Raw genomic sequence first — 23,467 nt, 5'->3', positions numbered from 1 at the left:
ACCGGCGCCGGCGTCAGCGCAGGCGCGCGTGCTCGACCATCAGGCAACGGTCCATCACGACGTGCAGCCCTGCGGCAGCCGCCTCCCGGCCCACCTGCTCATGCCATAAACCCTGCTGCAGCCACAGGGTTTTCGGGTGCGGTTCCAGAGCGAGCGTGTCGGCCAGCACAGAGGGCAACTCCTCGAGGCGGCGGAAGACGTCGACCATGTCGGGTATTACGGGCAGGTCGGATAGGCGCGGGTAAACCTTGGCGCCGTCGATTTCAGTGATCGTCGGGTTGACCGGAAACACCTGATACTGGCCGGTCGAGATCAGATACGAGTAGATCTCATAGCTTGGTCGGCTGTGGTTGGCCGATGCCCCGACCACTGCGATCGTCTGGGTGTCCTGCAGGATGCGTCGCAGCGCGGCGGCATCGGGCTGACCGGTCATCAGTTGTTGCCGGGCGGACGACGCGTACGCGCGTTGGCAAACCGGTCGGACAGCCGGCGCATCCGGATCATCAGCGACGCCGACGGGCTGTCCGCGGCATCGAGATAGCCGGCGAACTCGTCGACGGGTACACCGATGCGCGACGCGAATTCGTCTTGTTCGAGCCCGGATCGCTCGACCAGCACCTGCACGTGGCGAGCGACTTCTTTACGCTCGTTGGCTTCCAGGTGCGCGCGGGCACGCTCCAGCACCTCTGCGAGCGCTTTGGCGATCCCGTAGGGACGCGAGCGCTCCAGCACCTCTTCGACCTGGCGGGCGGTCCGCCCGTACGGGTCACGTTTGAGAGCGACGGCGATTCGTTTCCAGGTGGCGATATCGCCGCTTTCCAGCGCCGAACTGATCGCCGAAGTGGGCCAGAACTCGACCGGCTGATCGGCTTGGGAGGCACCGCCGCGCGGCGGCGACACCGGACCGCGGTCGGCGGCGGGCCGACGTGGCGCCGGCCCGGGGCGTCGGTCCGCTGCCAACGTCACCTCGCATCCTCCAGCATTGCTACCGCCACCGACAGGCAGCGCGCTCTGACCTTCTCCCAGTCTGCCTTCCCTTCCGGGTCCGGCCAACCGTCCTCGTCCACATCGGCGGGATGTGGATCCGCGAGCCGACGCACCAACTGGGTAGCGATCCATTGCCGCCTGGCTGATTGACAACCGTAGTACCTGTCCATCCCGGCCAGCACCACCGCGGCGGTTTCAGGCTCCATGACGTCGACCAGCTCAGCAAATTCGGCGTAGTCGCGGCTGCTGTTGCGGGACATGATCAGGTAACCCTTGAAACGCAGCGTTTCGGCGCCGGTGGGGATTTGCAGGCGGTCGCCGGTGGGCAACTGTACGTGGGTGGTTTCCACCGGGCTGCGCCGCTCGCACACCGGCTGTTCGACGTCGCTGTCGGAGGCTTCGGTTTGCAACGCGTCCAGCGCCACCGAGAGCCGGCCGCGCCATACCGTGACCGGGTGCACCGGGCGCACGGCCCGCGGTGCCGCCCGCACGCCGTTGCGGTACGCCAGGCCGCCGACGAATTTGCGCGCCCTTGATCCACCGTTGCCGGCGGCCGCGGTAACCAGGGCGGTCCGGTTGGTGGAGGCGTCGTCGCCGCCTTTAACCCGTCCCCGTAGCTCGCCGCCGCGCCCGCTTCCGGTGAACGCCAGCGGGTCGGCCACGCAGATCGCATCGGGGGCAAGGTTCTTGAGTTTGGCCGCGGACTTGAGCACCATGCGCAGGTCGGCGCCGGGCACCACCGGCGCGGAGATGTCGTCGGGAATCATCACCACGTCGCCCAGATCCACCGTCGGCAGCGGCTTTTCGAAGTCCACCGACGGCAGGATGCGGTGCAACCAGCCCGGCAGCCACCAGTTCCACTGGTCGAACATCGCCATCAGCGCCGGGACCATCACCAGTCGCACCACGGTGGCATCCACCGCGATCGCAACCGCGCACGCCACCCCGATCTCGGCGACCAGCGGCATGCCGGCGAACGCGAAACCGATGAACACCGCGATCATGATCAGCGCCGCGCTGGTGATGGTGCGCGCACTGGTGCTCACGCCGTAGGCCACCGCGTCATGGGTGTTGCCGGTCTGCAGGAAGCGTTCCCGGATCCGGGTCAGCAAGAAGATCTCGTAGTCCATCGACAAGCCGAAGGTCATTGCCAGGACCAGGGGCGGAACCGTGCTGTCGATCGAGGTGATCGGTGTGAAGCCGAGCTTTTCCAGCCAGCCCCACTGGAAAACCATCACCAGGCTGCCGTAGGCGGCCGCCACCGACAACACGGTCATCACCACGCCTTTGAAGGCCAACAACACCGACTGGATCGACACCAGCAGCATGACGAACGCGATCAGCGCAACGAACACCAGCACCAGCGGCTGCGTCTTCGACACCTGGTCGTCGAAATCTTTGATCAGCGCGGTCGGCCCGCCCACGTCCACTTGTGCCGAGCCGACTTCCGGCAGGCGAGACAGCTGGGTCCGCATCCAGTCGATGGTGTTGCGGGCAGCCAGACTCTCGGGGTCGACCGACAACACCGCAGAAAGCATCGCGCTGCTGTTGTCGTCGGCGAACACCGGCGGTGCCACGGTCACGATGTCGGGGGCTTGGGCGATTTCGTGGCGGATCGCCCCGAGTGCCTGGCTGTGGCCCGGCGAGGATGCGTCTCCGTTCGGGAAGGTCACCAGCACCTGCACCGGGCCCAGCGCGCCGGGTCCCAGCGCTTCGGCCGCCCCTGCCACGCCGGCGCGGATCTCATGTGACGAGTCGAACTGGCGCAGCAGGCTGTTGCCCAAAATCATCGACAGCGCCGGCGCCGCCATCGCGATCAGGACCGCCGACGCGGCCAACGCCGATGCCCACGGCCGGCGCATCACCCAACCGATCCAGAGGGTCCAGAACCGTGACACCGTGGTCTCGGGTCGCCGCGACCAGTGCAGCGCCGCGGATCTCTTGGCGGCCGCCCGCCCGAACGTCGCCAGCACCGCCGGCGTCATCGTGGTCGAGGTCAGCATCGCCACCGCGACCGCAAGGATCGCGCCCGTCGCCATCGACGCCAGCGCCGGGGTGTCGATCAGGTAGATCCCGGTCAACGAGGCGATGACCGTCATACCGGACAGCACCACCGCCAGTCCCGAGGTGCCCATCGCCGCGTCGACGGCCTCCTGCGGCTGACGTCCGGCCCGCAGTTCCTCGCGGAAGCGCATCAAGATGAACAGCGAATAGTCGACGGCCAGCGCGATGCCGAACATCGACACCGTGGAGGTCACGAACACCGACATCGTGGTGTAAGCCGACAGCAGATAGACCAGGCCCATCGTGATGGCGACCGTGCAGATGCCGAGTGCGAGCGGGATCGCCGCGGCCGCAAGCGAACCGAACACCGCGAGCAGCACGATCAGAATGATCGGCAAATTCCATCGCTCGGCGGCAGCGATGTCGTGTTTGGTGTTGGCCGCCGCGGCCGTGCTGAGCGCACCCTGGCCGATGACATACAGGCGCACCCGCCCGTTCTCGATCTGCCCGGACCGGTCACCGTGGACACCGACTTTGGTGCGCAGCTTCTTGGCGGCGTCACTGGCGCTGGCGCCGGTGTTGTTGGAGTCCAGTCGCAGCGACACCACATAGGGACGGTCCGGCTGCGGCGCCCGTTGGGTGGGGTTGGGCACGATCGCCACGTCGGCCACTTCGCCGGCAACCCGCTTCAGCATCGCGACCGCGTCGTTCATGTCTTGGTAGCTGGCGTCCGCGCGCGGCGCGGCCACCAACGCCAGCGGTGATGCGCCCTGGTCGGGGTAATGCGCCTCGAGTTCGTCATGGACGCTCAGCGACTGCGAGCCGGCCACCTCGAAGCCGCCGCCAGTCAGGTGGCCCGATTCGGTCACCGTCAGATAGATCGCGGGGATCAGCGCCAGCAGCCAACCCGTGAAGACCAACCAGCGGAATCGGCGCAGGTTACTGCTGAGGCGCATTATGAATTGCTGGATTTCGTGTCTCCCCGCATTCTCCCGCGTTGCGTGCAGGCGAGCCTACCGCAGCATGGGGTAATGTTTTGCGGCTTGGCGGTCTCTGAGCAGCAACAACTCGGCAACGGGGTGCCGATCCACAGCAGCCTCTCAGCGGTGCGAATTGGCCGGGTCGCTGCACCCGATGGCAGGATGTCCGGTGATCGCCGACGTCGAGGAGTTATCGATGAGTTTCCTGTCCGGGAGCACACCGCGCCGCAGCCTGCTGGGCGTGCTGGCCGCCACTGCCCTGGGCGGCACCGCGGCGCTGTCGTTGGCTGTGCCGTCGGCGGTCGGTGCCTCGGATCCCTGCGCTGCCAGCGAGATGGCCCGGACAGTCAGCTCCGTGGCGAAGTCCGCTGGTGACTATCTGGATTCACACCCGGAGACCAACCAGGCGATGACCACGATCATGCAGCAGCCGGCCGGACCCCAATCGGTCGCGTCGTTGAAGACCTACTTCGAAGCCAACCCCAAGGTGGCCGGCGATTTGACGGCGATCTCGCAGCCGCTCACCGGCTTGTCGACCCGGTGCAAGCTGCCGATTTCGATCCCTCAGGTGCTCGGGGCCATGCAGGCTGCGCAGGGCGGGCTTCCGGGTGGGCTGCCCGGTGGCTTGCCGGGAGGTGCAGCGGCGCAGGCGGTCGCCGGGATGCAGGGCACGGTTCCGGCGGCGACGGGACCGCTTCCGGGTCCGCCCCCGGCGCCGTCAACCCCGGGCAGGTAGGCGCTCAGCCCTCGTTTCGCACCGATTTGTTGGCGTGCTGCTCCAGCGGGGGGAGCGGGCCTTGCAGTGCGTTGTCGGACGGATCGGCGGGCGAGGTTCCGTTTTGCGGTGTCGCCGGCCCGGTGTGAGCCGAAGCGTCGGTTGTGGTCTCGGTTTCAGCGTTCGTTTCCAACGCGTCAGGGTCGGCCTCGTTCTCGGTGCGGAACATGAAGAAGAACGCCACCCAGCCGATTGCGGCCAGCAACAACCAGCTGATCAGCCGGTAGATCAGCATCGCCGAGATCGCGGTGGGCAGCGTCATGCCGCTGGATACCAGGCCGGGTACCAGAACCGCTTCGACCACCAACAGCCCGCCGGGCAGTAGCGGTATGGTGCCGACCGCGCGGGCCGCGGCGTAGGCGACGGTCAGCCCGGCCACCGATGCATTGCCGCCGGCGGCGTAGGCGGCGAAGCCCAGACAGGCCACGTCGGCGATCCAGTTGAACAGCGACCAACCGAACGCCAGGGAAAGATCGCGGCGGCCCAGACTGACCGATTCCAACTGGTGCAGCGTCTCGCGCCACTTGGCCAGGCCGGTGTCGGCCGGCTTGCCGCGCACCGAGTTGATCCAGGACAACACCCGGACGCCGATGCCGTCGATCAGTTCCGGCCGCGATGCCACCGCCTGGGCGAGCAGCAGCAAGGCGACGAAGCCGCCGAGCGTGAACAGCAACGAGAACGGGTTGTTCTTCGCGCCCAGGAAGAAGGCGCCGCCCAGACCGAGCAGCGCCAGCCCCACCGCCTGCAGTACACCCGACATCACCAGCTGCCACGACGCCACTACCGTCGAAGCCCCCCAAAGCCGTTGCTGCCGTAGCAAAAACGTGGCTGACAGCACCGGCCCACCGGGCAGTGTGGTGCTCAGCGAGTTGGCGGCGTAGAACGCGGCTTCCGACCGCCATTGCTTGACGTGCACTCCGGCGGATTTCAGCAGCGTGCGTTGGATCTGGGCGAAGCTGTGCATCGAGGCACCGGCTGCGATCGCGGCGGCCAGCAGCCACCACCACTTCGCTGTGTAAAGGCTCTTCCACGCCTTGGCCAACTGGTCCCAGACCAGCACCACCTCGACGGCGAGCACGATCGCGACGACGCCCAGGACAACCCAACGAAGCCACCAATACTTGCCGTGGGCTGGTAGTTCCTGCTGACCGTCGACGGTTTTGGACGGTGCGTCGTGCGACACGTGGTTTAGGGTAGCCGCGCAGGTGGCGCCATGTTCGCCGCCGCGGCGGGCCGTGTCGGCATCGGCACCGGTTTGTTAGCCGGTTGGTGCGGTGGAACGCCGGTTACGCTTACCGGCATGCCGTCAATCGACGACTCGGTTGAACCCCTCGTCCGCAAAACAGCGGCCTGGGCCTGGCGATTATTGGTCATCTTGGCCGCTGCCGTCGCGTTCCTCTGGGTCGTCAAAAGGCTGGAAATCATCGTGGTCCCGGTGCTGCTGGCGTTGATGTTGAGCGCTCTGCTGGTGCCGGCGGTGGATTGGATGGACCGTCGGCGCGTGCCACGCGGCCTCGCAGTGACGCTGGTGTTGCTGAGCGGCTTTGCGATTCTGGGCGGCATTCTGTCGTTCGTCATCACCCAGTTCGTCATCGGATTGCCGGACCTGATCAACCGGGTCACGCAAAGCATCGATTCCACCCGCAAATGGCTGATCGAAGGCCCGTTGCATGTGAGCCGTCAGCAGATCGACAACGCGGGTAACACCGCGATCGAGGCGCTGCAGAACAACCAGGCGAAGCTGACCAGCGGTGCCCTGGCCACGGCGGCAACCCTCACCGAGATCGTCACCGCCGGGCTGATGATGTTGTTCACGCTGATCTTTTTTCTCTACGGCGGCCGCAACATCTGGGAGTACGTCACCAAGATCTTTCCCGTCAACGCGCGAGAACGGGTGCGCGAAGCAGGCCGGGCCGGATACGGGTCGCTGATCGGTTACGTACGCGGCACCTCGCTGGTGGCGTTGGTCGACGCGGCGGGCGTGGGCATCGGGCTGGCGATCCTGGGTGTGCCGCTGGCCCTGCCGCTGGCCTCGCTGGTGTTCCTGGGCGCCTTCATCCCGCTGATCGGTGCGGTAATCAGTGGCTTTCTGGCTGTGGTGGTGGCGCTGCTCGCCAAGGGATTCGTCTACGCGCTGATCACTTTGGGCATCATCGTCGGGGTCAACCAGCTCGAGGCGCACATCCTGCAGCCGCTGGTGATGGGGCGGGCGGTAGCGATCCATCCGCTGGCGATCGTGTTGGCGATCTCGACCGGGGGGGTGCTGGCCGGGATCGTCGGTGCGCTGCTGTCCGTCCCGACGGTGGCGTTCCTCAATAACGCGTTCAAAGTGCTGCTCGCCCGGGAACCGTCGGAGGAGGCCGAGGAGCTCGCCGAAAACGGCGAGGCCATCATCGAGGCCGAACCCGATGACGTCGAAGCCGAGTCGGCGTCGGGCTAGAACCGCCCTTCACGGCGCAGCAGATCCTGCGCGCTGAGGCCGCCGCCACGGCGTCGGGGCCGTTCGGTGTTGGGAGAATCCGCACCGCGAGAATTCAGCTTCTCGGTTGCCGCGTCGGAATCGCTGTCATCCGATGGCGCGATCGGGATGGCGGTGGTCGTATCACCCTCGTCGGAGGGCGCCTCCTCGGCGGGTCGGTCCGGCGGCACCGGTGTGGGATTGGCAGTGTCGCGCGAATCAGCTTGCTGTTCACCTTGTTTCGGGCCACGCAGCTCGCTGAGCCAGGACTCGATCTCACGATCTTCCGCACCGGCGGGCGGTTCGCCCGTTGCAGGTTGACCGCTCGACGCGGGTGGGCGGTCGCCGCCGCGGGTGGGAGCGGGTGCGGCATCTCTGGGCTTGGGGATGCGAGTCGTCGCCGGCTCGTCTGAGTTGTCGGGCTCCGGAACCCGCATCCGGGTGGTACCGGCAGTCGACGGCGCCTCCGGAACCGGCGGCCGCTGATCCGGCCGAACGGGCGGACGCCGACGGACAGGTCCTTCCATCGGGTGGGTGGGATCGTGCGGCGGTCGAGGTTTTGCGGCAGCCGGGACGAGCGCCGCGACGGGGGTCTGCTGGGGTCGACGGGTAGGCCGTTTGCGCTCGGCAGGCAGGTGGATCTCGCCGAGCCCCAGGCGGTTCTGCAGCCGTTTCATCCAGCGCGGCGCCCACCAACAGTCGTCGCCGAGCAACTTCATCACCGACGGCACCAGGAACATCCGCACCACGGTGGCGTCCAGCAACAGGGCCGCCATCAAGCCGAACGCCAGGTACTTCATCATCACCAGGTCGGAGAACACGAACGAGCCGGCGACCACGGCCAGGATCAGCGCCGCGGCGGTGATCAACCGTCCAGTGGTGGCCGTGCCGATTCGGATCGCCTCCGAAGTGGACATGCCGGATTCCCGCGCCTCCACCATCCGGGAGACCAGGAACACTTCATAGTCGGTGGCCAGACCCCAGCCCACCGCGACCACCAGCGCGATGATGATCACCATCAACGGCGTCGGGGTGAAGTTCAATAACCCTGCACCGTGCCCGTCGACAAAGATCCAGGTCAGGATCCCCATCGTCGACCCGAGCGTCAACGCGCTCATCACGGCGGCCTTGAGCGGCAGTACCACCGACCCGAACGCCAGGAACATCAACAGGGTGGTGGTGGTCAGCAGGATCACCAGCATCAGCGGACCCTTGGCGGACAAGGCATGGATGCTGTCTTGCTCGAGAGCGGGGGTACCGCCGACCAGCAGGTTCAGCCCCTTGGGGACAGGGATCGCCCGCAGTTCCTTGATCTTCTGCGCGGCGTCGTTGCGGTTGACCAAGCCGTTCTCGATCACCCGCACCGATTTGTCCTTCGACGCACCCGGCAACTCGGGGCGTTCCTTCCACATGTCGGCCGAGTTGTCGTCGGGCTTGACGAACCCGCTGATCGCCATCGCCTTGTTGCGGACGTCGGAGACCTGTTGATTGGTGACGTCCTTGTGGTTCTCGGATTCGATCACCAGCGTCAGCTTCTCGGTCCGGAAGCCGGGGAAGATCTTGTCGAACTGCTCTTGGGCCACGCGGGCGGAATTGTCCGGTGGCAGGTACTTCTCGCTCATGCCGCCGAAGGACAGCTTGCCCAACGGGATGATCAGCAGGATCATCGCGATCACGATCGGGACGGCGAAGGCCAGCGGCCGCTTCATCACGATGTTGACCAGCTTGCCCCAGAACTCGCCCTCGACTTCCTCGCGAGTTTTGGTCTTCTGGGTCTTGTCCGCCAAGAAGTTCAGCCACCAGTTCATCGGCTTCCAGTTGCGGAAGAACGGCACCCGCAACAGGGTCCGCACCCCGAGTGCGTCGACGTGGCGGCCCAGCACGCCCAGGCAGGCCGGCAGCAGCGTGATCGACAGCAGCGCCGCCAGCCCCACCGCCGCGAAGATGGCGTAGGTCAGCCCCTTGACGAAGGCCTGCGGCATCACCAGCAGGGCAGCGCCCGAGACAATGATCAGCACCGCGGAGAACACCACGGTCCGACCGGCCGTCATCACACTGCGGCGCACCGCGGCCTCGGTGTCGTAGCCCTCGGCGATCTCCTCACGGAAGCGGCTCACCACGAACAGCCCGTAGTCGATGGCGAGTCCGAAACCGATCAGCGAGACCACCGGCTGGGCGAAGAAGTTCACCGGTCCGAACAGAGTGACCAACCGCAGGATGCCCGTCGCCCCGGCGATGCTCAAACCGCCGACCATCACCGGCAGACCGGCGGCGATCACCCCACCGAATACAAAGAACAGCACCACTGCCACCAGCGGCAGCGCCAGGACCTCCATCCGCTTCTGGTCGGTGGCGATGGTGCCGGTCAATGCGTCGGCGATCGGCTGCAAACCGGCCAGTTTGACTGTGCCGCCGTCGAGCTTTTGCAGGCTCGGCTCGACGGCTTGGTAGTTCTTCAGGATGGTGTCGTCGTCGTCGCCCTTGAGCTGAATGGACGCGAAGGCATGCTGTTTGTCGGGATCGGCCATGTTATGCAGCGCCTCGGGGTTGGTGAAGTACCCCACCCAACTGAGCACCTGGTCCGGGTGGTCGCTTTTGACCTTGTTGAGCCCGTTTTTGATGCCGTCGAACCACTGCTTGTCGTCGACGGTCTTACCCTTGGGCGCGGTGAAAACGGCAACAACGTGGCTGGTGCGGTCGCGCCCATACGCCTCGTCGCCGTGGATTGACGCCTGCACCGACTGGCTGCCCTCGTCGTAGAACCCGCTCTGGGTGACGTGCTTACCGAGGCTCATCCCGAAGATGCCGCCGCCGAGGCACAACGCCACCATGACCCCGATTACGATGAATCGGTAGCGGTAGACAGTTCGTCCCCACCAGGCGAACACGTAAGCTCCTTACTGGATCTGTGGCGACCCGCGCATTGCTTTTGAGTTGTCACACACGCGAGGTCAATAGCGACGACAGCGGCCGGAACGGCTGCAGCCACGCTCCCTGTTCAGGCAGCGAATCCAGTCCGATTCGCGGTAGCGACTCCCGGAAAACACCAGGTATGTCCTCCAGGTCGACGAACTCCAAGGTATCCGACGCTAACGCCCAACTCGCATGTTCGCGAAATCCGAGCACTTGAACCGGAACCCCGTCGCGGGCGATCTCTTCCAGCGGCTGGCGGAAGGCTTGGCCGTCCGCGGAGGCCACCATCAGTGCCGCCAGCCCCTCGCCGCGGCGCTGCGCAATGTGGTGGAGCATGTCGCTGTCGACGTCGCTGTCCTCGTCGATCTTCGGCTTGGCGAAGACGGCGAACCCCACGTTGCGCAGCGCATCGACCCATGGCCGGACCACTTCGGCGCTGCCCGGCGCGATGTTGGTGAAGACGGTGGCTTCGGGTTCAGCCGAGCCGTCCTGACCGTCGGCGGTCACATCGGCGGTGCGGGAGAGTAACCAACGGCCGAGCGCGTCGAAACGGGGCCGTTCCAGTGCAGTGGGCCGGCGGCCCAAGATGGACCCCAGGCCCATGTCCAGGTTGGGTGCATCCCACACCAGCAGCACCCGCGATGCGGCCGGTGCCACGCCGCCGATGTCACCGCCCGGTGTGGCCGGATCAGGTGTCTCGGTGCCGGCGTGTTCCGTCACGCTCATGGTTGGCGTCTTTCCCAGAGCAACTCGGTCACGGCGCTGCCGACGTCGCGGGCCTTGGTCTCGTATTTGGTGATCGGCCGAACAACCGAGATCGGCAGTCCCGGGGTGTCGGGACTCAGCCGGTGCAGCCGTGGTTCGGCGTCGCCGACCTCGGCGATCTGCTCGGCGTAGCCGGCGTGGTCGGTCGCGGCGTGCAGCACGCCGCCCGAATGCAGTCGATCGGTGATCAGGGCCACAGTGGCCGGTTGCAGCAGCCGGCGCTTGTGGTGGCGGGCCTTGGGCCACGGATCCGGAAAGAACACCCGCACCCCGGTGAGCGCGGCAGGGGCAATGAGATGGTCGAGCACGTCGACGGCGTCTCCGCGGATCAATCGGATGTTGGTGACGTTCTCGCGTTCGATGGCACTCAACAGCTGCGCCAGGCCACGGCGGTACACCTCGACTGCGATCACATCGACGTCAGGCTCGGCCTGTGCCATCGCCAGCGTGGAAGTCCCAGTGCCGCAACCGATCTCCAGAACCACTGGGGCTTCACGTCCGAACCAGGCGCCGACGTTCAGTTGTGCGGCAGGGCCGTCTGGGCCGCGGGCGGCGATGCCGAGTTCTGGCCAGAGCCGCTCCCAGGTCCGCTGCTGGGCGTTGCTGAGGGCCGAACGCCGGGTGCGGAAACTGGTCGTGCGGGGATAGTTGCCGGTCGTGCGCTGCGCTGACACCGCCGTATCGGGGCGTGCCTCTACCCCGGGCTGTGCATGCATTTGTCCATGGTTACCCATAAACCCATCAGGTAGCCGCCCGTGGTGCAGATTGATACCCAACAGTTGCCTTCTACGGTGGCGGGTGGCTCGCGGCCCGGCGAGGCAGATGCCACCATTCGATAGGTCCTGCCCGCCGGTTCCTCACCCCCGCTCGGCCAGAATGGCAGGCCGGGCAACCGGCGGGCAACCAGACAATCTGATGTAGCAGGCGGACATGATCGGACAGCGGTACCGGGATTTCGTCGACGAGCTGGCGCGATACACCGCCCAGACCGACGACGAGCGCTGCGCGGGAATCGCCGAGCGGCTCAATGCGCCGGTGCGGGTGGTCGTCTGCGGGCGCCGCGGGGTGGGTCGCCGGACTGTCGCGCGGGCCCTCACTCGCGCCGGTATCGCGGTGACACCGTCGCAGGATGATGCGGACCTACAGGTCTACGTCATCGCCGAAGTGGTCAAACCCGAGGATCGCGCCGCAGTCGCGGCCGCGCGCCGGCCGCTGCTGGCGGTGTTGAACAAGGCCGACATCGCCGCCGGAGCCACCGCTGAGCTGGGAGTACCTATCGAGCCCATGGTGGCAGTGCTGGCCGTCGCCGTACTCGACGGCTTGCTGGACGACACGATGTGGACCGCGCTGCGGCGGCTGGCCGGCGAGCCGGCCGACGTGAGTTCTGCGGACAGTTTCCTGGCCGCCGCCCACCCGCTGCCGGTGCAGGTTCGGCGGCGGCTGCTGGACACGCTCGACCTCTTCGGCGTCATCCGGGCGACCGCCGCCATCAGCTCCGGAGCACCCACGGCGTCGGTCCAGGCCAGCCTGCGCCGGCTGAGCCGCATCGACATCGTCGTCGGCGCCATCACGGCCGCCGGCGCCGAGGTGCGGTATCAGCGGCTGCTCGACGCCATCGCCGGCCTGGCGGCGATGGCCGTCACCGACTCGTCGGTTGCTGCGTTTTTGGCCCGCGATGAGACGGTGATCGCCCGGATGGTCGCCGCAGCCGATGTCATCGAGGCGGCCGGACTGCACGTCGACCGATGCGACAGCCCCGCAGCGCATCTGCAGCGCGCGGTGCGCTGGCAACGGTACGGCCGGGGGCCGGTGACGAGCCTGCACCGCGCCTGTGGCGCGGACATCGCCAAGGGGTCGTTGCGGCTGTGGTCGCAGGCTGGGCGCTTATGACCCGCGACCCGGTTGTCGAGGTGGATGCATTGGTGAATGCCATCGGTCCACGGCTGACTGCGCCTGTCGTTCAGCGCCGCGACGCCGTGCTGGTCACCGGTCCGTGGCTCGCCGGCGTCAGCGGCGTGCTCGCCGCGCTGCGCCAACGGTTGCCCCGGCACACATTTGTCGAGTCCGCGGACCTGACGGCGGGGGAGGCGCCGACGGCCGTGGTGTTCGTGGTGTCCGCGGCCGCCGCGTTGACCGGATCCGACTGTGCACTGCTTGATGCCGCGGCGGCCGACACCGACGTGGTGATCGCCGTGGTGTCCAAGATCGACCGGCACCGCAACTGGCGCGAGACGCTGGCCGGCAACCGCGACGCGTTGGCGAAGCACGCGCCGCGCTACCGCCGGGTGCCCTGGGTGGGAGCGGCCGCCGCGCCGGAATGCGGCGCTGCACGCGTTGACGAGCTGGTTGCCGCGGTCGACGCGCAACTTGCCGCGCCGGATATCGCGCGACGAAACCGGTTGCGGGCCTGGGAATCCCGATTACAGACGGTCGCCTGCCGGTATGACCGGGAGGTCGACGGCGCGGGTCGGCGCGCACGCGTCGACAACCTGCGCGAGCAGCGCAACACGCTGCTGCGGGAACGGCGGCTGACCAAATCCGAGCGCAGCATCGCGCTGCGCAGCCAGACCCAACAGGCCCGCGTCCAGCTGGCCTATTTCGCCCGCAACCGCTGCGCGTCGGTGCGTTCCGAACTGCAGGAGGATGCGGCCGGGCTGACCCGGCGCAAACTGCCCGAGTTCGAGGCCTATGCCCGCGGCCGCATCGAAGAGGTGGTTACCGAAGTTGACGAGGGCATCACGACGCATCTGGCCGATGTGGCGCACGTGTTGAAGCTGGCCGTGGAACCGCCGCCCGGCGCGCTGCCCGAGATCGACATACCGGCGCCGCCGTTGAAGTCGCGGCGGCTGGAAACCCGGCTGATGCTGCTGTTGGGCGCCGGCTTCGGGTTGGGGGTGGCGCTGACGCTGAGCCGGCTGCTGGTCGACTTGGCTCCGGGCCTGACCGCCGCCAGCGCGGCCGGCTGTGTAGTGGTCGGACTGGCGGTAACAGTTCTGGTGGTGGGCACCCGCGGCCTGCTGGCCGATCGCGCGGTGCTCGACCGCTGGATCGGCGAGGCGACGGGTTCGCTGCGGTCCGGGGTCGAGCAGTTAGTCGCTACCCGGGTCGTGGCTGCCGAATCCGCGCTGAGCGCCGCGCTCAGTGAGCACGACGAGGCGGAAGGTGCGCGGCTGGCCGATCAGATCGGCGGCATCGACGCCGAACTGCGCGAGCATGCCGTCGTCGCGGCGAGGGCCGCCGCCCTGCGGGACCGGGAAATGCCGACGCTGCGGGCCGCGCTGGAAGCCATCCGCGACGAACTGGGTGACCCGCATCAGATGCCGCCGGAGGCGGTGTCCGTGCCCACAGCTGTGGCAGATGAGGCGATCTGAATCGTTCCCGTGAGCTAGCTGATACACGCCCGCGCCATTTTGGGTATACGGCCCGCGATAACCTGTATTAAGGACTACCGCAAACCAGCTGCGCAACATCAACGCAGAAGAGTGCAGGAGATTTCGATGACCTCAGCGACCATTCCCGGTCTGGATACCGCGCCGACAAACCACCAGGGCCTGCTGTCCTGGGTGGCCGAGGTCGCCGAGCTCACCGAGCCCGAGCGGGTGGTGTTCGCCGACGGCTCCGACGAGGAGTGGCTGCGGCTGGCCGAGCAACTGGTCGAGGCGGGCACCTTCAAGCGGCTCAACCCGGACAAGCGGCCCAACTCCTACCTGGCGCTGTCCGATCCGGCCGATGTGGCGCGCGTCGAATCCCGGACCTTCATCTGCACCGAGCAGGAAAGCGGCGCGGGGCCGACCAACAACTGGATGGACCCGGCCGAGATGCGCTCGATCATGACCGACCTCTACCGCGGTTGTATGCGCGGTCGCACCATGTGGGTGGTGCCGTTCTGCATGGGCCCGCTCGGCGCCGACGACCCCAAGCTCGGGGTGGAGATCACCGACTCCGAGTACGTCGTCGTCTCGATGAAGGTGATGACCCGGATGGGCACCGCCGCGCTGGAAAAACTCGGCGACGACGGGTTTTTCGTCAAGGCGCTGCACTCGGTCGGAGCGCCGCTGGAGCCGGGGCAAAAAGATGTGCCGTGGCCGTGCAATGACACCAAATACATCACCCACTTCCCGGAGACCCGCGAAATTTGGAGCTACGGCTCCGGGTATGGCGGCAATGCGCTGCTGGGCAAGAAGTGCTACTCGCTGCGGATCGCCTCGGCGATGGCCCACGACGAGGGCTGGCTGGCCGAGCACATGCTGATCCTCAAGCTGATCTCGCCGGAGAACAAGGCGTACTACTTCGCCGCCGCGTTCCCGTCGGCGTGCGGCAAGACCAACCTGGCGATGCTGCAGCCCACGATTCCCGGCTGGCGCGCCGAAACGCTCGGGGACGACATCGCCTGGATGCGATTCGGCAAGGACGGCCGGCTGTATGCGGTCAATCCGGAGTACGGCTTCTTCGGGGTTGCCCCCGGCACCAACTGGAAGTCCAATCCCAACGCGATGCGCACGCTAGAAGCGGGCAACACCGTGTACACCAACGTTGCACTCACCGACGACGGTGACGTGTGGTGGGAGGGCCTGGAGGGCGAGCCGGATCACCTGATCGACTGGAAGGGCCAGGACTGGATCATCCGCGAGACGGAAACCAAAGCCGCCCACCCCAACTCGCGGTACTGCACCCCGATGTCGCAGTGCCCGATCCTGGCGCCGGAATGGGACGATCCGCAGGGCGTGCCGATCTCGGGCATCTTGTTCGGGGCACGGCGCAAGACCACGGTGCCCTTGGTCACCCAAGCGCGCGACTGGCAGCACGGGGTGTTTATGGGCGCCACCATGGGCAGCGAGCAGACCGCGGCCGCCGAGGGCAAGGTGGGCACCGTGCGCCGCGACCCGATGGCGATGCTGCCGTTCTGCGGCTACCACGTCGGTGACTACTTCCAGCACTGGATCGACATCGGCAAGAACTCCGACGAGTCCAAGATGCCGAAGGTGTTCTTCGTGAACTGGTTCCGCCGCGGCGATGACGGCAAGTTCCTGTGGCCGGGCTTCGGCGAGAACAGCCGGGTGCTGAAGTGGATCGTCGACCGCATCGAGCACAAGGCCGGCGGCCAGGACACTCCGATCGGCATCGTGCCCAGCGCGCAGGATCTGGACCTCGACGGTCTCGACGTCGAGGCCGCCGATGTGGACCGGGCGTTGGCGGTCAACGCGGACGAATGGCGCGAAGAACTGCCGATGATCGAAGAGTGGTTCGAGTTCGTCGGCGAAAAGTTGCCGACTGGCGTCAAAGACGAGTTCGAGGCCCTCAAGCAGCGGCTGGGCTAGCCACCTTCCTGCGCGAGCGCCGTCGTCAACCGACCACTTGACACCCGTCAAGTTTGACGGCGGTACAGTCTGCGCATGCAGATCCGCGAGCACGTCGGCGCCCATAAACCCGCTGTCATCCTGCATCCGTCCGGCACGGTCATCACCTTCGACGAGCTGGAGGCCCGCGCCAATCGACTGGCGCACTACTTCCGGCGGGCCGGGCTGACCGAAGGCGACGTCGTCGCGATCCTCATGGAGAACAACGAGCACCTCCACGCGATCATGTGGGCGGCTCGGCGCAGCGGCCTGTACTACGTGCCGATCAACACCCACCTGACTGCGGCGGAGGCCGCGTACATCGTCGACAACAGCGCCGCCAGGGCGATCATCGGCTCGGCCGCGCTGCGCAAGACGTGTGAGAACCTGGCCGAGCACTTACCGGACGGTCTGCCCGACCTGCTGCTGATCGCCGACGATGATCTCGAGGGTTGGCAGCGCTACCCGGAATGCGTTGCCGATCAACCGGATACACCGATCGCCGACGAGATCGAAGGTGATCTGCTGCAGTACTCGTCGGGCACCACGGGTCGGCCCAAGGGCATCAAACGCGTACTGCCGCATGTCCCGCCGTCGGAGGCCCCCGGCATGATGTCGATGCTGGTGTCGGTCTGGATGACGCCCGAATCCGTCTACCTGAGTCCAGCGCCGCTGTATCACACCGCCCCGTCAGTGTGGTCGATGAGCGCGCAAGCCGCCGGCATCACCACAGTGGTGTTGGAGAAATTCGATCCCGAAAGCTGCCTCGATGCCATCCAGCGCCACCGGGTCACCCACGCTCAGTTCGTACCAGCACACTTCACTCGCATGATGAAACTGCCTGCGGCTGTGCGGAGTTCGTACGACATGTCGTCACTGCAGCGTGTGATGCACGCGGCGGCGCCCTGTCCAGTGGAGATCAAGCAGCAGATGATCGACTGGTGGGGGCCGATCATCGACGAGTACTACGCCTCCTCCGAGGCGCACGGTTCGACGCTGATCAGCGCCGACGAATGGCTGGCTCGCCCCGGGTCGGTCGGCAAGCCGATGATGTGTGTGGTGCACATCCTCGACGAGAATGGCAACGAGTTGCCGCCGAATCAGCCCGGAGAAATCTACTTCGAGGGCGGCAACGCCTTCGAGTACCTCAACGACCCGGACAAGACGGCCAAGTCACGCGACAAGCACGGTTGGGCGACCGTCGGTGACGTCGGTTACCTCGACGACGACGGCTACCTGTACCTAACCGACCGACGTCACCACATGATCATCTCCGGTGGAGTGAACATCTACCCGCAAGAAGCCGAGAACCTGCTCGTCACTCATCCCAAAGTCCTTGACGCCGCGGTCTTCGGCATTCCCGACGACGAGATGGGGCAAAGCGTCAAGGCAGTGGTTCAGACCGTCGACCCAGCCGATGCCACCGGCCAGTTCGCCGACGAGCTGCTGGCCTGGCTGCGCGATCGACTATCGCACTACAAGTGCCCGCGCTCGCTGTCGTTTGAGGCACAGCTGCCGCGCACCGAAACCGGCAAAATGTTCAAAGGCGAACTGGTCAAGAAGTATTCGGTGTGACGCTCGTCGAGTTGCCAGCCGGCATTGTCGTCGGTACCAGCAGCGAAAGCCCTAGTGACGAAGTGGCTTTCACGCTGGCAGAGGAGTCCTGCGGCGACCGGCGAGTGATCACCGTGCCGTCAATCGAGGCCGCAGTCAACGAACTCGCGGCGCGGCTGGAACGCTGGCCGCTGGCCGCCGCGGTATGCGACGACGTACTGCGAACCGTCGACCCGGACGGCCCGACGTTGGCCGGTGTAGTCACCGAGTCGCTGGCCTATTCCACGTTGCAGTCCGGCCCGGAGTTCATCCGCTGGCTTGCCGAACGGGGGCCTGCCCGGGTGCCCGACCTTGCCGACCCGGTCCGGGCCGTTCGCGATGGCAATACATTGCGTGTCGCTTTCAACCGGCCGTCGCGCCACAACGCGTTTTCCACCGACGCCCGCGCCGCGCTGCTCGAGGCGCTCGACGTCGCGCGCTACGACACGTCGGTCGACGAGGTGGTGCTCAGCGGAAATGGGCCGTCGTTTTGCAGCGGCGGTGACCTCGCGGAATTCGGCACCTTCGCTGATCCGGCCAGCGCACATCTGGCCCGCACCCGCCACAGTCCCGCCCTGGTGCTCGATGCGCTAACCAGCCGGCTCGGTCGGCGCTGCCGCGCCGAGGTGCACGGTCAGGTACTGGGCAGTGGATTGGAGATGGCGGCATTCTGCGGTCAGGTTGAAGCGCAACCGGATTCGGTATTCGGGCTGCCCGAGCTGGCCCTAGGCCTGATCCCCGGCGCGGGCGGCACCGTCAGCATCACGCGCCGGATCGGGCGTTGGCGCACAGCGTATTTGGTGCTGTCCGGGCAGACAATCGATACTGCGGCAGCGCTGGCCTGGGGGCTGGTGGACGCCGTCGGCTAGCCGGATTAGATCCCGCCGCGGGCAACCAACTGTCCGGCGATGACATTGCGCTGGATTTCGTTGGTGCCCTCGCCGACAATCATCAGCGGCGCGTCGCGAAAGTACCGCTCGACGTCGTATTCGGTGGAGTAACCGTAACCGCCATGAATGCGGACGGCATTCAAGGCGATTTCCATCGCCACCTCTGAGGCGAACAGCTTGGCCATTCCGGCCTCCATGTCACAGCGCTCGCCGCTGTCGTAGCGCTCGGCGGCGTAGCGCGTGAGCTGACGCGCGGCGGTGAGCTTGGTAGCCATGTCGGCCAGATAGTTGCCGACGGCCTGATGTTTCCAGATCGGCTTGCCGAAGCTTTCCCGCTGCTGGGCATAGGCCAGCGCATCATCGAGAGCAGCGGACGCCACCCCCAGCGCTCGTGATGCCACTTGAATGCGGCCAGTCTCAAGGCCTTTCATCATCTGTGCAAAGCCGTGCCCCGGCACGCTGCCGAGTATGGCTGACGCCGGCACGCGGTAGCCGTCAAACGACAGCTCGCAGCTTTCGACACCTTTGTAGCCAAGTTTGGGCAAATCCCGCGAGATCGTCAGGCCCGGCCCCGGTTCGACAAGGACCACCGAGATACCTGCGTGGCGCGGTGTCGCTTGTGGATCGGTCTTACACAGCAACGCGATGAGACCCGAACGTCGGGCATTGCTGATCCAGGTCTTGGACCCGTTGATCACCAGCTCGTCCCCGTCGCGCAGGGCGGCCGTCGACATGTTCTGCAGATCCGAGCCGCCACCCGGCTCGGTGAGCGCCATCGTGGCCCGAAGCTCGCCGGTGGCCATCGCCGGCAGATAGCGACGCTTCTGTTCCTCGGTGCCGAACTGGGTGAGCAGCTTGGCGACGACGGTGTGCCCACCCATCGCGCCGGCCAGGCTCATCCAGCCGCGCGCCAGCTCCTGGGTGACCAGCACGTAGCACGGCATCGACACCGGCGACCCGCCGTACTCCTCACCGATGGCCAGACCGTAGATGCCGATGCGCTTCATCTGCTCGATCCACGCTTCGGGATACTCATTGGCATGCTCGACTTCGCGCACCGTCGGCTTGACCTCTTTGTCGACGAATTCCCGCACCGTGTCGACCAGCATCGCCTCTTCGTCGTTGAGCCCGCTGTTCATACGGCCATGCTGACATGGCTGGAAACCCGATGACCGGCGGCCCGTACTTCGACGACCTGCACGTCGGCCAGGTGTTTCCCGCCGCTCCCGCGATGACGCTGACCCCCGGAGCCGCCGCCGTCCATCAGAGCATCCTGGGCGATCGGCTGCGGTTGCCGCTGGATGCCGAATTGTCGCTGGCCGTCACCGGGTCGACGACACCGCTGGCCCACCCCGGCCTGGTCTGCGACGTCGCCATCGGACAGTCGACATTGGTGACCCAGCACGTCAAGGCCAATTTGTTCTATCGCGGGCTGGTGTTCTACCGCTTCCCCGCCATCGGCGACAGCTTGTTCACCCGCACCGAGGTCGTGGGTCTGAAGAAAAACTCGGCCAAACCCGGACGGGCGCCCACCGGGCTGGTGGCCTTGCGGATGACCACCATCGACCAGGCCGACCGCTTGGTCCTCGACTTTTATCGCTGCGCCATGCTGCCGTTGAGTCCGGAGGCCGAACCGAACGCCGCGGAGCACACCGACGACCTGTCCACAATTGGCGCCGATCTGGTGCCGCCACCGCCCGCCACCGACGAATGGAACGGCGATGTGTTCCGCCGGCGCATCCCGGGCCCGCATTTCGAACCCGCCATGGCCGGGATGATGCTGCACAGCAGCGGCGACGTCGTCAGCAGCGCGCCAGAACTGGCCCGGCTGACCCTGAATATTGCCGCGGTACACCATGATTCGCGTGTCGGCGGGCGGCGTCTGGTATACGGCGGGCACACGATTGGGCTGGCTTTGGCGCAGGCCACCCGGTTGCTGCCGAACCTGGTCACCGTGTTGAGCTGGCAGTCCTGTGACCACAGCGGTCCGGTGTACGAGGGCGACACCCTGTACAGCGAGCTGCATGTGGAGTCCGCCGAAGCTACCGATCATGGTGGCATGCTGGGACTGCGGTCGGTGGTCTACGCCGCGGGCGATGCGGAAACCGACCGGCAGGTGCTGGATTGGCGGTTTACCGCGCTGCAGTTCTGACCCGCGGGAGCACCTTTGCGTCAGCTGGTGGCGGAAAAGGACAATGGGGAAGTGGATTCGGCCTCGACGGACTGGGCCGGCAGCGGGCTGGCCCAGCTGACCGGTCCGCCTGACGGTCGAGCTGACTTCTCCCGTTCGGCGGTGCTGGCCGAGGCCCGTCGGGTAACCGCGGACATCGCTGAACTCACTGCTGTCGAGGTTGACGCCGCCACTGTATTGGCCGGCCGCGCGGCGCTGCTCGGACTGACCCGGCGGGGCCGCATCTCGGCGGGCGGTGCAACTCGGCTGCTGTGCGCCGCCGACGGCTGGTGTGCGATCGCGCTGCCTCGCGCCGACGACATCGAGGCGTTGCCCGCGCTGCTGGAAACTCACGCGGTTCCCGCCGACCCGTGGCCAGCGTTAACAGATTGGGCCGCAGCACATTCCGCTCAGGCTATTGTCGCCCGCGCCCAGCTGCTGGATATCGCCGCAGCGGCACTGAGCGAGTCCGCGCCGGCGGCACCGGCGGTGCAGTCGATCGGTAGCGGCACCGCGCCACGCGCGCCGGATGGATTGCTGGTCGCCGACCTGTCGTCGCTGTGGGCGGGACCGCTGTGCGCCCAGTTGCTCGCCCGCGCCGGCGCGGTCGTTATCAAAGTGGAAACGTTGGCCCGCCCCGATGGCACCCGCCGTGGCGAACCGGCGTTTTTCGATTGGATGAACTTCGGAAAACTCTGCTATGGCGTCGATTTCGATAATGACGCGCAGGCGCTGCGTGATCTGCTGTCAGCGGCCGACGTCGTGATCGAGGGTTCACGCCCGGCTGCGCTACGACGGCGCCGGCTCAGCGTCGACGACATACCCGCCCGGCCCGGCCGAGTCTGGCTACGCATCGGCGGTTACCCCGGGCAACCGGGCCGGCCGGCGTTCGGCGACGACGCTGCGGTCGCCGGTGGGCTCGTGGGCGTGGGCACCGACGGGCCGGTGTTTTGCGGCGACGCCATCGCCGACCCGCTCAGCGGCCTAGAGGCGGCGCGGGCGGTGGCGCAGTCACTGCGCAGGGGCGGCGGCGAACTGATTGACGTGTCGATGGCCGGCGTGGCCGCGCGGTATGCCGCACTGCCGCAGGCATCCTCGGCCTCCGAGGCGCCCGTCGCTCCTCCGTGGCCACCGCCACCGGTGCCGTCGGCATCGCCGTTGGGCGCAGACAACGCCGCTGTGCAACGCATCCTCAGGGAAAAGGGTGGTGCGCCATGCTAATTCGAGGAGCTACCCGACTGGACGGCGCCATGCTCGACATCCGGGTCGGCGCTGCGATCGAAGAGGTGGATGAACAACTCACACCGCTGCCCGGCGAAGACGTGTTCGACGCACGCGGCGGAACCGTGCTACCCGGCCTACACGATCACCACGTCCACCTGCACTCCGCCGCTGCAGCCGAGACATCGGTGCACGTTGGGCCGCCGCGAGTGCGGGACCGCCAAGCCCTCGCCGACGCGCTGGCCACCGCCGAAGTCGGTGACGACGGTTGGATCCGTGCCGTGGGCTACCACGACTCGGTTGCCGGACCGCTGGATCGGACGACGCTCGATGCTCTGGCGCCGAGCAGGCCGCTGCGGATACAGCACCGCAGCGGCCTGCTGTGGATCCTCAACTCGGCAGGTCTGGCCCGCATCGGGCTGTCCGAGCACACCGACGGTCGGGTGCGCAGCACCGACCCGGTCTGGTCGAACGCGCTGAGCCGGCGGCAGACCGATCTCGCTGACCTCAGCCGTCGGTTGAGCCGCTACGGCGTTACCGGAATCACCGACGCCACACCGGATCTAGAGATCGCGGACATCGTGCAATTGAAAGAGTTGCATCGCCGGGGCATGCTGGGTCAACGTGTGCATTGCCTGTCACCGGGCAAACGCATCCTGCGCGACGACGACCTCGACCTCGACGAGCTGGCCCACTGGATTGCCGAACGGCACCACACCGGCGCCCCGGTCGCCGTTCACTGCGTGACGGCCGCCCAATTGATCGTGACGATCGCGGCGCTGCGTCAGGCCGGCGCGCATCCACGGGACCGCATCGAACACGCCGCGGTGGTGCCGTCCGATGCCCTCGACGATCTCGCTGAACTCGGCGCGACGGTGGTGACCCAACCCAACTTCGTCGCTGAGCGCGGCGACCAGTACCTCGCCGAGGTGCCCGCCGACGAGCATCACCAACTGTGGCGGGTGGCGTCGCTGCTGCTAGCCGGTGTCCCCGTCGCGCTGTCGACCGACATGCCCTTCGGCGATGGTGACCCGTGGGCGGCCATGCGTGCCGCGGTACACCGCACCACCGGGAGCGGCGCTGTGCTCAACGCCGCCGAATGCATCCCGGAGCGGCGGGCGGTGATGATGTTTTTGGGCTGGCCCGAACATCCCAGCCGCGTTCGCACCGTCGAACCGGGACAGCCGGGCGACTTGTGCCTGCTGACTGCCCCGCCCGAAGCCGCGCTGGCCGAACTGGACGCTGATCTCGTCGCCGCCACCATCATCGGCGGCGAGATCGTCTACTCGCGTTCCTGAGCCGCGAGCGTGCGCGAAAACGGCGGTGAGTTCGGCGTGTCGACCGGGGACACGCACGCTGGCGCCAAAGGCGACCC

Annotated in this window: 18 protein-coding genes; 10 read left to right on the top strand and 8 right to left on the bottom strand. The window is 66.9% G+C overall.

The window, feature by feature from the left end:
• Positions 1-13 precede the first annotated feature (13 nt).
• The 3 genes from AC5Y5W_RS10675 to AC5Y5W_RS10665 are packed head-to-tail and all read right to left on the bottom strand — an operon-like array spanning position 14 to position 3,950.
• Complete coding sequence (locus AC5Y5W_RS10675) at positions 14-433, bottom strand: CoA-binding protein (protein WP_500009403.1); 420 nt, start codon at positions 431-433, stop codon at positions 14-16.
• Complete coding sequence (locus AC5Y5W_RS10670; protein ID WP_500009402.1) at positions 433-966, bottom strand: XRE family transcriptional regulator; 534 nt, start codon at positions 964-966, stop codon at positions 433-435. The genes AC5Y5W_RS10675 and AC5Y5W_RS10670 overlap by 1 nt, the downstream gene beginning before the upstream one ends.
• Positions 963-3,950 carry an MMPL family transporter gene (locus AC5Y5W_RS10665; protein ID WP_500009565.1) on the bottom strand — a complete coding sequence of 996 codons (2,988 nt, stop codon included), beginning with the start codon at positions 3,948-3,950 and terminating at the stop codon, positions 963-965. Before AC5Y5W_RS10665 ends, AC5Y5W_RS10670 begins: the two co-directional genes overlap by 4 nt.
• Positions 3,951-4,167: 217 nt before the next feature.
• Between AC5Y5W_RS10665 and AC5Y5W_RS10660 the strand changes: the two genes are divergently transcribed.
• Positions 4,168-4,707, top strand: a complete 540-nt coding sequence (locus AC5Y5W_RS10660; protein WP_500009564.1) for a hemophore — start codon at positions 4,168-4,170, stop codon at positions 4,705-4,707.
• Positions 4,708-4,711: 4 nt separating this feature from the next.
• On the opposite strand, the gene AC5Y5W_RS10655 is transcribed toward AC5Y5W_RS10660, so the two are convergent.
• Positions 4,712-5,929, bottom strand: a complete 1,218-nt coding sequence (locus AC5Y5W_RS10655) for a lysylphosphatidylglycerol synthase transmembrane domain-containing protein (protein WP_500009401.1) — start codon at positions 5,927-5,929, stop codon at positions 4,712-4,714.
• A gap of 117 nt (positions 5,930-6,046) precedes the next feature.
• Between AC5Y5W_RS10655 and AC5Y5W_RS10650 the strand changes: the two genes are divergently transcribed.
• Positions 6,047-7,186, top strand: coding sequence for an AI-2E family transporter (locus AC5Y5W_RS10650; protein WP_500009400.1), 1,140 nt, complete (start codon positions 6,047-6,049; stop codon positions 7,184-7,186).
• On the opposite strand, the gene mmpL3 is transcribed toward AC5Y5W_RS10650, so the two are convergent.
• The 3 genes from mmpL3 to trmB are packed head-to-tail and all read right to left on the bottom strand — an operon-like array spanning position 7,183 to position 11,616.
• Positions 7,183-10,092: a trehalose monomycolate exporter MmpL3 gene (gene mmpL3, locus AC5Y5W_RS10645; protein WP_500009399.1), complete on the bottom strand. Its 2,910-nt coding sequence runs from the start codon at positions 10,090-10,092 to the stop codon at positions 7,183-7,185. The genes AC5Y5W_RS10650 and mmpL3 overlap by 4 nt on opposite strands.
• A gap of 49 nt (positions 10,093-10,141) precedes the next feature.
• The gene (locus AC5Y5W_RS10640) at positions 10,142-10,843 is read right to left on the bottom strand and encodes an NYN domain-containing protein (RefSeq protein WP_500009398.1); all 702 of its coding nucleotides are present in this window, start codon (positions 10,841-10,843) and stop codon (positions 10,142-10,144) included.
• The gene (trmB, locus tag AC5Y5W_RS10635; RefSeq protein ID WP_500009563.1) at positions 10,840-11,616 is read right to left on the bottom strand and encodes a tRNA (guanosine(46)-N7)-methyltransferase TrmB; all 777 of its coding nucleotides are present in this window, start codon (positions 11,614-11,616) and stop codon (positions 10,840-10,842) included. Before trmB ends, AC5Y5W_RS10640 begins: the two co-directional genes overlap by 4 nt.
• 196 nt (positions 11,617-11,812) lie before the next feature.
• On the opposite strand from trmB, the gene AC5Y5W_RS10630 reads away from it, so the two are divergent.
• The 5 genes from AC5Y5W_RS10630 to AC5Y5W_RS10610 all read left to right on the top strand — a co-directional run bounded on the left by AC5Y5W_RS10630 (position 11,813) and on the right by AC5Y5W_RS10610 (position 18,680).
• Positions 11,813-12,772 carry a hypothetical protein gene (locus AC5Y5W_RS10630; protein ID WP_500009397.1) on the top strand — a complete coding sequence of 320 codons (960 nt, stop codon included), beginning with the start codon at positions 11,813-11,815 and terminating at the stop codon, positions 12,770-12,772.
• Positions 12,769-14,253, top strand: a complete 1,485-nt coding sequence (locus AC5Y5W_RS10625; protein ID WP_500009396.1) for a hypothetical protein — start codon at positions 12,769-12,771, stop codon at positions 14,251-14,253. The genes AC5Y5W_RS10630 and AC5Y5W_RS10625 overlap by 4 nt, the downstream gene beginning before the upstream one ends.
• 126 nt (positions 14,254-14,379) lie before the next feature.
• Positions 14,380-16,200: a phosphoenolpyruvate carboxykinase (GTP) gene (locus tag AC5Y5W_RS10620; RefSeq protein WP_500009395.1), complete on the top strand. Its 1,821-nt coding sequence runs from the start codon at positions 14,380-14,382 to the stop codon at positions 16,198-16,200.
• Positions 16,201-16,275: 75 nt separating this feature from the next.
• Positions 16,276-17,793 carry a fatty-acid--CoA ligase FadD4 gene (gene fadD4 / locus AC5Y5W_RS10615; RefSeq protein WP_500009394.1) on the top strand — a complete coding sequence of 506 codons (1,518 nt, stop codon included), beginning with the start codon at positions 16,276-16,278 and terminating at the stop codon, positions 17,791-17,793.
• Positions 17,794-17,804: 11 nt separating this feature from the next.
• A complete protein-coding gene (locus AC5Y5W_RS10610) occupies positions 17,805-18,680 on the top strand; it encodes an enoyl-CoA hydratase/isomerase family protein (protein WP_500009561.1) in 876 nt (291 codons plus the stop codon).
• Between the two features lie 5 nt (positions 18,681-18,685).
• Here AC5Y5W_RS10610 and AC5Y5W_RS10605 read toward each other — a convergent pair whose 3' ends face one another.
• On the bottom strand, positions 18,686-19,840 hold the full coding sequence (locus tag AC5Y5W_RS10605; RefSeq protein WP_500009393.1) for an acyl-CoA dehydrogenase family protein: 1,155 nt from the start codon (positions 19,838-19,840) through the stop codon (positions 18,686-18,688).
• A gap of 14 nt (positions 19,841-19,854) precedes the next feature.
• Between AC5Y5W_RS10605 and AC5Y5W_RS10600 the strand changes: the two genes are divergently transcribed.
• From AC5Y5W_RS10600 to AC5Y5W_RS10590, 3 genes are read left to right on the top strand one after another with little or no spacing between them, the layout of a single operon-like run.
• On the top strand, positions 19,855-20,853 hold the full coding sequence (locus AC5Y5W_RS10600; RefSeq protein WP_499989311.1) for a MaoC family dehydratase: 999 nt from the start codon (positions 19,855-19,857) through the stop codon (positions 20,851-20,853).
• 51 nt (positions 20,854-20,904) lie between these two features.
• The gene (locus AC5Y5W_RS10595) at positions 20,905-22,092 is read left to right on the top strand and encodes a CoA transferase (RefSeq protein WP_499989313.1); all 1,188 of its coding nucleotides are present in this window, start codon (positions 20,905-20,907) and stop codon (positions 22,090-22,092) included.
• Complete coding sequence (locus AC5Y5W_RS10590; RefSeq protein ID WP_499989315.1) at positions 22,086-23,390, top strand: amidohydrolase family protein; 1,305 nt, start codon at positions 22,086-22,088, stop codon at positions 23,388-23,390. Before AC5Y5W_RS10595 ends, AC5Y5W_RS10590 begins: the two co-directional genes overlap by 7 nt.
• The last annotated feature ends 77 nt before the right edge of the window (positions 23,391-23,467 follow it).

This window comes from Mycobacterium sp. NGS51, assembly GCF_059812525.1.
Note: the sequence above shows the minus strand (reverse complement) of the source record. Positions and strands in the feature narration are given on the sequence as shown.

Excerpts from the sequence above, each read along its gene's own strand:
- trmB (WP_500009563.1), bottom strand. The coding sequence starts at position 11,616 with ATGGGTAACCATGGACAAATGCATGCACAGCCCGGGGTAGAGGCACGC.
- AC5Y5W_RS10590 (WP_499989315.1), top strand. The coding sequence starts at position 22,086 with ATGCTAATTCGAGGAGCTACCCGACTGGACGGCGCCATGCTCGACATC.
- AC5Y5W_RS10600 (WP_499989311.1), top strand. The coding sequence starts at position 19,855 with ATGGCTGGAAACCCGATGACCGGCGGCCCGTACTTCGACGACCTGCAC.
- AC5Y5W_RS10640 (WP_500009398.1), bottom strand. The coding sequence starts at position 10,843 with ATGAGCGTGACGGAACACGCCGGCACCGAGACACCTGATCCGGCCACA.
- AC5Y5W_RS10620 (WP_500009395.1), top strand. The coding sequence starts at position 14,380 with ATGACCTCAGCGACCATTCCCGGTCTGGATACCGCGCCGACAAACCAC.
- AC5Y5W_RS10660 (WP_500009564.1), top strand. The coding sequence starts at position 4,168 with ATGAGTTTCCTGTCCGGGAGCACACCGCGCCGCAGCCTGCTGGGCGTG.
- AC5Y5W_RS10675 (WP_500009403.1), bottom strand. The coding sequence starts at position 433 with ATGACCGGTCAGCCCGATGCCGCCGCGCTGCGACGCATCCTGCAGGAC.
- AC5Y5W_RS10630 (WP_500009397.1), top strand. The coding sequence starts at position 11,813 with ATGATCGGACAGCGGTACCGGGATTTCGTCGACGAGCTGGCGCGATAC.
- AC5Y5W_RS10605 (WP_500009393.1), bottom strand. The coding sequence starts at position 19,840 with ATGAACAGCGGGCTCAACGACGAAGAGGCGATGCTGGTCGACACGGTG.
- AC5Y5W_RS10650 (WP_500009400.1), top strand. The coding sequence starts at position 6,047 with ATGCCGTCAATCGACGACTCGGTTGAACCCCTCGTCCGCAAAACAGCG.
- fadD4 (WP_500009394.1), top strand. The coding sequence starts at position 16,276 with ATGCAGATCCGCGAGCACGTCGGCGCCCATAAACCCGCTGTCATCCTG.
- AC5Y5W_RS10625 (WP_500009396.1), top strand. The coding sequence starts at position 12,769 with ATGACCCGCGACCCGGTTGTCGAGGTGGATGCATTGGTGAATGCCATC.